Origin of the sequence: Photobacterium sanguinicancri (assembly GCF_002265265.1) — a bacterium.
Taxonomy (GTDB): Bacteria; Pseudomonadota; Gammaproteobacteria; order Enterobacterales; family Vibrionaceae; genus Photobacterium; species Photobacterium sanguinicancri.
Genome location: NZ_NOIF01000188.1, coordinates 1 through 9,847 on the forward strand (window position 1 = coordinate 1; position 9,847 = coordinate 9,847).

Annotated in this window: 6 protein-coding genes; all 6 read right to left on the reverse strand. The window is 42.0% G+C overall.

The features are described from left to right. Window positions 1-75 precede the first annotated feature (75 nt). The gene (locus ASV53_RS20280) at window positions 76-3,354 is read right to left on the reverse strand and encodes an RHS repeat-associated core domain-containing protein (RefSeq protein ID WP_094958438.1); all 3,279 of its coding nucleotides are present in this window, start codon (window positions 3,352-3,354) and stop codon (window positions 76-78) included. Further along, window positions 3,347-3,778: a hypothetical protein gene (locus tag ASV53_RS20285; RefSeq protein WP_094958439.1), complete on the reverse strand. Its 432-nt coding sequence runs from the start codon at window positions 3,776-3,778 to the stop codon at window positions 3,347-3,349. Before ASV53_RS20285 ends, ASV53_RS20280 begins: the two co-directional genes overlap by 8 nt. Before the next feature lie 66 nt (window positions 3,779-3,844). Then, window positions 3,845-5,335: a FlgD immunoglobulin-like domain containing protein gene (locus ASV53_RS20290; protein WP_239928869.1), complete on the reverse strand. Its 1,491-nt coding sequence runs from the start codon at window positions 5,333-5,335 to the stop codon at window positions 3,845-3,847. Further along, window positions 5,332-6,258, reverse strand: a complete 927-nt coding sequence (locus tag ASV53_RS20295) for a PKD domain-containing protein (protein ID WP_094958441.1) — start codon at window positions 6,256-6,258, stop codon at window positions 5,332-5,334. Before ASV53_RS20295 ends, ASV53_RS20290 begins: the two co-directional genes overlap by 4 nt. Before the next feature lie 364 nt (window positions 6,259-6,622). Next, window positions 6,623-7,927, reverse strand: coding sequence for an isocitrate lyase (gene aceA / locus ASV53_RS20300; RefSeq protein WP_062691357.1), 1,305 nt, complete (start codon window positions 7,925-7,927; stop codon window positions 6,623-6,625). Between the two features lie 108 nt (window positions 7,928-8,035). After that, on the reverse strand, window positions 8,036-9,649 hold the full coding sequence (gene aceB / locus ASV53_RS20305; RefSeq protein WP_094958442.1) for a malate synthase A: 1,614 nt from the start codon (window positions 9,647-9,649) through the stop codon (window positions 8,036-8,038). Window positions 9,650-9,847: the final 198 nt, after the last annotated feature.

The following is a 9,847-nucleotide window of genomic DNA, read 5'->3' on the forward strand; positions in this document are numbered from 1 at the left end:
AATCGCTACTAATAACCGACTAAGTGGAATAGGTAGAGTATGTATATATAACTTTAACTTATTCACTACGACTCCTTATACGCACATAGGATCATCACCACCACACATATCAACATAAATATGACAAGCAGACAAGTCATGATTTCTACATGCCTCTGCGGCTGTTGCACAAGTCATATCGAATATATCTAGAGGAATAAATGAATTGTTGTTTGGCTTAGTCTTCCTTTTATCTTTTTCTCTAACTTGCTCTGTTTTTTGCCCCTGATCTGTTCGACCTCGAGTTGAGTCAATTTTATCAAAATCACCATCAGAACAATTGACAACCAGACAAACTATAATTTCTATAATTTTCTTTTTCTTTGAAAGGCCATACGGATCAATATAATTTAATGGTGATGAACTTGCATATGAAAAAACATTCAACCCACCAACTATACCTATAGGATCTCGTTCTATATACTGAGCTAAAACAGGATCATAATTTCTAAAAAAGTTATAATGCAATCCAGATTCTAGATCAATGTACTGTCCCGGAAAACTAATATTTAGTGTACTACTTCCACTTCCTGTTTGATTCGATATTCCATAAGGAGTACGAGTTACCTCCCATGATAAATCGTTACCATTACTTAAAGCGACAGGCGCTGATAAATGATCGCTCAACACATTATAACTAGTATTCGAATCTACAACACTTAATGGTGAGAATTCATCTGGCCCATATATATAACTACGCTCATCCCCTTCGGAAATTAAGCGCGTTCCTTGCCAATGAAACGCTACTTTAGCACCATTAACTGTTTTGCTTAACCTACGACCTAAAGGCCCATATTTATAGCTTGCAACAACTTCGAGCTCACCATTGCGCTCACGTTGGTAACTGACTAATCGTGCTAAGTCATTATAGCTGTATGTTTCTTTGGTGCTGCCGTCTTTAGCTGATTTAGATGTTCTATTACCACGCTTATCATAACTATATATATAGCTATCATCTTCAAGTAACTGACCACCTTTGTTGTATTTTCCGCCAAAATCTAATCGATTACCCATTTTGTCATACTGATAACGGTGATCACCGATTAATGTCTTCGCCGATGTTAAGCGCTCGCTAGCATCATAATTATAAGTTTGTTGCTTACCATCTTCATTTAACTGTGTAATTTGATTGGAACCATCGTAACCATATTGCCATTGCTTATCGACCGTTCCTGAATATTGACGCTGTAAGAGACGATTAATTTCATCATATTGGTTAGTTAAAATAAGTCCATCTGGCGATGTCTGACGAGTGAGCTTACCTAACTTATCCCAGGTAAATTTAAATTCACCATTCGGTGCAGACAGTTTTTGTAATAAGCTTCGAGCATCATATTCATAATTAATCGTTTGTCCATTATAATTCCAACTTGCAACCTCATCGTATGGTGTATAAGTGTAACTGTGACTACGCCCTTGTGTAATTTCTTTACGTAGTCTAGCCCAATCATCATAGATTCGTGTAATAGTGTCATTTCTATTACTGATTGATGTAATTTGGCCTCGTTTATTATAACTATAATTGACCGTTTCACTGCCAACGACCATTTTGATTAATCGCTTATTAGCGTCATAGCTATAGTATGTAGTGACTCCTGATGGATCTTGACTAGACGCAACCAAATTATCCGCTCGGTAGGTATAACGCTCTTTACTGCCATCATAGCGCGTGAGTATCTTTAATCTGCCGTATTGATCATATTGATATGTTTCAACAGCTCCATTAGGCGCAGTCACTGACTGTAAATTACTTGCTGCATCGTACGCGTAGTGAGTCACTAACCCACCCGCATCAGTCTCACGGATCTTGCGTCCTAGTTCGTCATAATGAAAGCGATAAATCTTTCCAGCCGGATCCGTCATGGAAGTAAGATGGCCTAATACGTTGTAGCCTAATAGCGTCCGTTGATTCAAAGCATCTGTAATGGTGTTAGCCCAGCCTTGTGATGTGTAGCTTATCTTAACGGATTTACCTTCTGCATCAGTATACTGAGTTGTCTTACCTTGGCTGTTATAATTAATATATGTGTTATTGCCTATAGGATCTTTCGTAGCTGTCATATTCCCTTTTTTATCGTAAGAGAAAGTGTATTTTCGGTCACCATGATAAACTGAAGAGGGCCGATTACTTCTATTGTTATAATGGTATTTTGTTGTTATTAAACCATTATCTACATTGACCAAACGACCTTTTTCATCCCGTGTCATAGTAATGGAATTACCTAGCGGGTCGGTATAGCCAATTAAATTCCCTTTTTCATCTCGCTGGCTTATATTTTTATCGTTGAGGCTATCTACCTGCTCAATAATCTGTCCTTCGTCATTTAGCTTAAATCGCCAACTACTCTTTACTTTATCGGTTTTTGTTACCCAATCGGCACTGTAGTTGTAGCTGTATTTATTTTCGCCTTCGGTATAGCTAGCAACACGAACACCGTTATAAGTCACATCAGTTACAATACGATTAGCTTCATCTTTAATTTGAGTTAGTTGGCTATAAACATACCTATCTGCTTTGGGTTTATATGATTGATAAGTGTAATTACGTATATGGCCTAACGGATTAGTTACAGCAATTAATTCACCAAGACTAGAATATTGGTAATTCCATTGGCGCCCTGAATGATCTAAAATTAATTCAACTCGACCACTTGCGTTATAACTAATTGTAATTGATTGACCAAAATCATTGGACATTCCCGTGATTCGTCGAAGGCCATCATACTGATAGTTGATCTTGTTATTATTGCGATCAAATTTTTGCAATATCATACCTTGACGGTTAAATACCAATTTTCCACCGTCGTCAAAGACCAATGCAGGCTTTTCACCATCAAGAATATTTGCTCGTATACGATCTGGCGCCTGATAAATCCCCGTAGAGTCCTGAGTGAACGTTAAGCGCCGTCCATTACCTAGCCGATAAACATACTTAGAGGTATGTTTTACCCCTGATGACGTTTCCTCTGTGTCAGTCATTTTGATCAAAGAAACTTCACAGTTAAATGTCCACCCTTTACCAAATGGGCCATCTTTAGGATCGTTGGAGTTATAGACTCGCTTTAATGTAAGAGGCTTTCCGCCAGTTAACATTACATCTGTTTCAGGCCAAATAAAGTAACCCGTCTTAAGATATACAGGCGATCCCTGCTTTGCATCACAGCCATCCCCTTCATGGTCTCCTGTACCTGGTTTATTCGATGAGTCTTCAGGTAAAGTCGTATCATGGCCTTGATCCCATGGAAAGTGATAAGCAAAGCTTTGAGGGGCAATTAAACTTACCATCAGCAATGCTGCAAAATATAGTTTATTCATTGTCTGCTACTCCTGTAGGCAAAGATACCGTTTCAGGTAATAACTGACGAATAGCTAATGTTGTTTCATCAAAGGCATTTTGCACGGCTTGTATTTGTTGTTGATGCTGTGAAGAAAAAGCCAAATATAAGGCGATGTCAGCATCATTATCCACCCCATAACGACTATGCTCGACGGGCGTACACCCAGCTAAATCATAAATACTTTGAACTCGCTGTAGCGTCTTCGCATCTTCTTTTTGCATCCGATCTACATTCGCGCTTTCTTGCAATAAATTAAGGCGTTCCTTCATCCCTTTTACGGTTTCAGATCTAACCTGAATATCAACATCGACATATTTCTCTGCCGTTAACAAGCAAGCCGCCTGCGTAGAGCTCACGATACTTAATAGCGCAGCTAGCAATACCTGAATACAAAACTTCATGGGTTGTCCTTAACATATGTTCTTTCTAAATCAGCCAAAGGCTTCGTCCGTCTGTCGCATTATTTTTTAGTAATACACACGCTGAACTGTATATAGGTAAGGGCTCGTAAAGCCTTTAGCATCAATAGCTCTAAGCCCTAAACGGTATTTACCCGCGGAAACCAATTTTCCATCATCTGATTTCAAGTCCCACCTCAAGTTCTGTTCGCCTTTGATTGCGTCTTGATATATATGTCGCCTTACTACTAAGCCGGTATCGTTGTCACTTACAACTAACTCAATATCTGCGGGCTTAGTCAGCGTAAATTGAAGATGGCTGTGCCCATCACTGGCATCGGTATGAGTTTCGGGAACAGCTATCGCAGGATTAGCAGAAAAACCACTGAGCTTAGGACCAGAAGCGATATAGATGGCGTTATCACCCGATTTATACCCCCAAATTCCAAAGAGAAATGGATTAGAGCTGGTTGCCTTTACTGGCTTACCATCATCACCAATGCCGTTCCATACAATAGTGTGCGTTCCGGCACCTAACGGTTCTCGATTACTAAAAGTAACAAGTCGCGTATTAGTATTATAAAGCCCCATAAAAGACGTGACTTCAGAAGGATAAGGAAGGGTAAACGTAATAGTTAATGGGTTACTATCGTATGGCTGAAAGCGACTTGGAATGTAATTCCGACGTGGATTATAAGCGCCGCCACTGGTCGAGGGGCGTAAATCTAATCGGTATTCTTGTCCATCTCGGCGGTATTTAAGTACGGCATAATAGTCCCCTTGGGGTAATATTTGGCCTAAATTAGAAGATCCATCCCACTTATCGGCGTAATCACCAGCACCTCTTTTAACCCAAGACACCAGTGTTCTAACCGGTGCGCCATGACTATCTTCTATCACCAAGCTGACATCCATATCAGCACTCAAAGTGGTGTGAATTGTCGCGAGATCAAAAGCATCTGGATCCAAAGTGCTTCCTTCAACCGTCAACGTTAGCTGTTCTTGTACCGCAAGCTTGCGTACATCTTTTGCGGACTTTCCATCACTTGTTACAAGCGTAACGCTTGGATAAAAAGTACCCGCACTGCGATAAACCCATGATTGCGCTTGTCCATCAGTAGCATCGGTAAGACCATCACCATCAAAATCCCACAACATCCGCTCTACAGTTACCGATTTGTCATGAGTAAAAGAAGCTGATAAAACAACACTTAAAGGGGCCTTACCAGAGGTTTTATTGATATTAAGCATGACTTCCGGCGCATCAGGCTCGGCAGCTCGGATCTCAATATTAGGCAAGCCGAGTTGCGTCGAGGTTCCCAATTTATCCGTGACAATTACCTTCGCTTGATAAGAGCCAGGGGTTTCATAAACGTAACTGGTTTTACCCGCTGATGAATGGTGATAATCAACACTACCGTCTCCGTCAAAATCCCATTCAACGCTTTCAATGCCTTCATTATCAGTAGCGTTTGATGAGAAATTAACCGTAAGTGGCACACGACCATTTGTTTTATCAACACTCGCCGTTACTACAGGTTTTCCATTTTTAACATTCACTTGAACCAAACCGACATCTTTTCTCCCCGCACTATCGGTAATTTCAAGCGAAGTTTATATGCACCTGGATGGGTAAATGTATGATTCTGATTTCGTCCAACCGTATCAGTACGTTCATACTGACCATCACCATTAAAGTCCCACCGATAGAGATTTATCGCTGAATCTGTTTTCACCGTTGGAGTAAAAGTCACAGAAAGAGGGGCTTCCCCTTTAGAAGGTAGCGCTGATGGTATTGAGCGAATAGAAACATTCACTTCAACTTCAAATTGGAATGACTCTTGATTCTCATTTCCATACCGATCTAACATCGAAATGGTAAATTCAAGAGGGCCATCAACCCAGTCATAGGTTGGCGTAATAATTAAACGTTTCGGATTAACGTTTTTATCCCAATTCAATACAACATCTTGACTCGGGTTTAGCTTAATTTTGTAATCTGAAATTAATACAGAGATGTGAGGGTCACTAATTTCTATAACAATAGGCTCTCTTGCCGATGTTATAACCCCTTGCACAGGCATGATCTGCTTTGCCGTTGGCCCTTTAAGATCGGCCTCGCCTAATAAAAGCCAGCTATCTTGAGCATTTTCACTATCAGGCGAAAAAGAAGATGCCTTCCAAAGTGCTGCATAGACCTTTCCTTGGTGTAATACGGTATTGCCCTGCTGATACGTTTTTTCTTTATTCCAAGCAAGTGATTGAACATTATGGTCAATATGAAACCATAACTGCATGGATCTTTCCTCTCCCTCCAACTCCACCTGTTTTAGAAAATACAATTTCTGACCAAATACAGCAGTGTCATACTGTAAATATTTTTTATCAGATTGCCATTCAGATACATTAAACAGATCACCTGCACAAACGCTTTTTGTCGCGATTAACAGCAGAGAAATCGCCAAAAGGCGATAGCAAACCATGAGAAGTCCTTTTCAAACATATCGTAAAATCACTCTGTTAGTGTGGAGTTAAAAATATTTGAAATGGATAATCATTATCATTTATGTTAATTGCTTCATTTCTGCGATTAACATGCAATTTAGGTAGAACCATCTGGCAAATCAATGACACTTAATTTAGATACAGATCGCAACAATGTATAGGTAAGATCAAATGACAAAAAAAAGGAGCACTGAGTGCTCCGGCGATAACAAGGTTTACATGTTACAAATGTGGCTTTTAACAGCCATTACTAGGATTGGGGGATGTTACAACACAGCTCATCTCATCTCATCTCAGGCTGGCATTACCCCCAGCCTGATAGATAGAGAGAGATAGTATTTGTTAGAACTGGTCTTCTTCGGTCGAGCCCGTTAGTGCCGTGACTGAAGAGTTACCACCTTGAATCGTATTGGTCATCTTATCGAAGTAGCCTGTACCCACTTCTTGCTGGTGCGCTACGAAGGTGTAGCCTTTATCAGCTGCAGCAAATTCAGGGCGCTGTACTTTCTCAACATAGTGACGCATACCTTCGCCTTGTGCGTAAGAGTGCGCCAATTCAAACATGTTGAACCACATGTTGTGGATACCCGCTAGCGTAATGAACTGGTATTTGTAGCCCATATCAGACAACTCTTGCTGGAATTTCGCAATCGTTTCTGCATCTAGGTTTTTCTCCCAGTTAAACGATGGCGAACAGTTATAAGCCAGTAGCTGATCTGGGTATTGCGCATGAATTGCTTCTGCGAACTTACGCGCTTCTTCTAAACATGGTTTTGCTGTTTCACACCAAATAAGGTCAGCATAAGGTGCATAAGCTAAACCACGAGAAATGGCTTGGTCGATACCCGCACGTACTTTGTAGAAACCTTCTTGAGTACGTTCACCTTCAATGAAATCACGGTCGTAGATATCGCAATCGGATGTTAGCAAGTCAGCCGCATTGGCATCAGTACGGGCAATCACAAGCGTTGTTGTACCCGCCACATCGGCCGCCAAACGTGCCGCGACCAGTTTTTGCACCGCCTCTTGGGTCGGCACTAAAACTTTACCACCCATGTGCCCACATTTTTTCACCGAGGCTAACTGATCTTCAAAGTGCACACCTGCCGCACCAGCATCAATCATGTTACGCATTAATTCATACGCATTAAGCACGCCACCAAAACCCGCTTCTGCATCGGCAACAATCGGTAGGAAATAATCAATCCCTTCTTCTGGGTTACTGCCATTAGCCCATTGAATTTGGTCGGCACGACGGAATGAATTATTGATACGCGTTACCACCGCAGGCACCGAATCAACAGGGTAAAGCGACTGATCTGGGTACATGGTTGAGGCTGTATTATTATCTGCTGCAACCTGCCAACCAGACAGATAAACCGCTTCAATACCCGCTTTGGCTTGCTGTACTGCTTGGCCACCTGTTAGCGCACCAAGACAATTGACGTATCCTTTTTTCGCCGAGCCATTCACAAGATCCCACAGCTTATCAGCACCGCGTTGGGCAATCGTGTTTGCCGGGGCAAACGAGCCACGTAGATTAATCACTTCTTCCGCACTGTAAGTACGCTTTACGTGTTTCCAACGTGGATTCTCAGCCCAATCCTTTTCAATAGCTTCAATTTGTTGTTGGCGAGTCAGTGTCATAATGATGTCCCTCGTTCATTTGGCGATAATCGGTATAACGTCTTTGTTAATCCGCTTTAGTCTTTAATTCTTACATTGCATTCAGTTACTTCATGTTTTGGCACAGCGTTACGATAAGTACTCATAACCCGGCACTGTTAAGAAATTCATTAGTTCATCGCTGGTGGTTAAGCGAGCCATCAAAGCTGCGGCTTCTTTATATTGCCCAGCGGCGAAGACTTCACTTCCCAATTCTTGCTCTAATACTTGCATTTCTTCTGCAAGCATTTGTTCAAACAAAGCAGCAGTAACCACTTTGCCATTACTCAAATCTTTACCGTGTTTAATCCATTGCCAAATCGAAGCACGCGATATTTCGGCCGTGGCAGCATCTTCCATCAAACCGTAAATCGGTACACAGCCATTGCCGGTGATCCACGCTTCAATATATTGCACCGCGACACGAATGTTATGGCGTATACCCTCTTCAGTACGCTCACCGTCACACGGTGCAAGCAACTCTGCGGCGGTAATAGGCGCATCATCGCTTCGGCTAACATCAAGCTGATTAGTGCGGCTACCAAGTACCTCATCAAAAACCGCACACGCCGTATCAGCCAGACCAGGGTGCGCAACCCATGTCCCATCGTGGCCATTATTGGCTTCCAGAGACTTATCCGTTTGGATCTTATTCAGTACCCAAGCATTCTGCTCTGCATCTTTAGATGGAATAAAAGCGGCCATTCCTCCCATCGCAAACGCACCACGGCGGTGACAAGTGCGCACTAATAGCCGTGAGTAGGCATTTAAGAAGGGCTTCTCCATGGTGACAACTTGGCGATCGGGCAAAATGCGATCAGGGTAATTACGTAGGGTTTTAATGTAGCTGAAGATGTAGTCCCAGCGACCACAGTTAAGACCAACAATATGTTCTTGCAAACTGTAGAGGATCTCATCCATCTCAAACACAGCCGGCAGGGTTTCAATCAGCACTGTTGCTTTAATGGTGCCTCGCGATAATCCCATTTCATCTTCGGCAAAGCTAAAGACATCGCTCCACCATGCCGCTTCTTGATGCGCTTGCAGCTTAGGCAAGTAAAAGTATGGACCGCTGCCCTTGGCGAGTAGTTGCTTATAGTTATGGAAGAAGTAGAGTGCAAAATCAAACAAGGCACCAGGAATAGGCATGCCTTGCCATAACAAATGTTTCTCAGGTAAATGTAAGCCGCGTACACGACAAATCAATACTGCAGGATCATCACTAAGGTGATATTGCTTACCATTCCCCGGATTGGTGTAGCTAATGGTGCCATTTACGGCATCACGTAAATTACGCTGCCCAGCAACCACTTCATCCCACGCTGGCGAAAATGAATCTTCAAAATCAGCCATAAAGACTTTCACATTGGCATTCAACGCGTTGATCACCATTTTGCGCTCAACAGGCCCGGTGATCTCGACGCGACGATCTTGTAAATCGGCAGGAATATTTTGAATTGACCAGTTTGCTTCTCGAATATTCGCGGTTTCAGCCAAGAAGTCAGGCAACTCACCCGCATCAATACGCTGTTGTCGCTCATATCTTGCACTCAATAAGCTTGGTACTCGATCAGCAAAGCGTTCAACCAAACGCTCTAAAAATGCCAATGCTTCATCACTGACAATCTCTTGTTGCTCAGGAGATAGCGCTTTTTGAAGCGATAGCTTTACATGATGAGAAGAAAGAGTGTTATCGGTGGACATGGCTATCTCCTACAATTCCATTTGTAACTTTATCACCACTTTTATCAATGATGACTGATAAGGCGCTTTTGCGAGTCAAACTGCTTAACGCCCTATTTACGTTGCATTAACAAACAGGTAATTGCAAGTTTTCCATTTCTGAAGCCATCGGTAAAATCCCGCTTGTTTTCTTTGTTATCAATACCTTAGATAGAATAG

What these genes read in the sequence shown, in the direction of transcription:
- ASV53_RS20280 (WP_094958438.1), bottom strand. Translation starts at nt 3,354, where the DNA reads ATGAATAAACTATATTTTGCAGCATTGCTGATGGTAAGTTTAATTGCC.
- ASV53_RS20285 (WP_094958439.1), bottom strand. Translation starts at nt 3,778, where the DNA reads ATGAAGTTTTGTATTCAGGTATTGCTAGCTGCGCTATTAAGTATCGTG.
- ASV53_RS20295 (WP_094958441.1), bottom strand. Translation starts at nt 6,258, where the DNA reads ATGGTTTGCTATCGCCTTTTGGCGATTTCTCTGCTGTTAATCGCGACA.
- aceA (WP_062691357.1), bottom strand. Translation starts at nt 7,927, where the DNA reads ATGACACTGACTCGCCAACAACAAATTGAAGCTATTGAAAAGGATTGG.
- aceB (WP_094958442.1), bottom strand. Translation starts at nt 9,649, where the DNA reads ATGTCCACCGATAACACTCTTTCTTCTCATCATGTAAAGCTATCGCTT.